Consider the following 666-nt stretch of genomic DNA (forward strand, 5'->3'; position numbering starts at 1 on the left):
GCCGGGCCGCCGAGCACGATCACCGCATCGCCAGGCTGCAGGCGCAGCTTCTCGACCTGGTTCTGGTCGATCGCGCCGAGGCCACCGGCCAGCATGATCGGCTTATCGTACGCGCGGGTCAGGCCCTCGCCTTCAGGCAGTTCGAAGCTGCGGAAGTAGCCCAGCAGATTCGGGCGGCCGAATTCATTATTGAACGCAGCGCCGCCGAGCGGGCCGTCCAGCATGATGTCCAGCGCCGGGGCCATGCGCGGGTTCAGCGCGCGCGGCGCTTCCCACGGCTGCGGCAGGGTCGGGATGCGCAGGTGCGAGACCGAGAACCCGGTCAGGCCAGCCTTGGGCTTGCCGCCGCGGCCGGTCGCGCCTTCATCGCGGATTTCGCCGCCCGCACCGGTGGCCGCGCCCGGGAACGGGGCGATCGCGGTCGGGTGGTTGTGCGTTTCCACCTTGATGCAGAACGCCGAATCGACCACGGCTTCGCTGCGGTACTGACCGGTGGCCGGGTCCGGGCGATAGCGCGCGGCCGGGAAACCGGCGACCACGGCGGCGTTGTCGCTGTACGCGCTCAACGTGTGCTGCGGGGTCTGCTGGTGGGTGTTCTTGATCATCCGGAACAGCGAGTGCGACTGGTCGGCACCGTCGATGGTCCAGCTGGCATTGAAGATCTTG

General features: G+C 68.9%; 1 pseudogene. It reads right to left on the reverse strand.

What is annotated here, in order from left to right:
- Positions 1 to 666 (reverse strand): annotated as a pseudogene (locus tag B2V21_RS02055) (phosphoribosylformylglycinamidine synthase); the annotation flags it as partial.

Origin of the sequence: Pseudomonas sp. UBA6276, assembly GCF_002438365.1 — a bacterium.
Classification (GTDB): Bacteria; Pseudomonadota; Gammaproteobacteria; order Pseudomonadales; family Pseudomonadaceae; genus Aquipseudomonas; species Aquipseudomonas coleopterorum.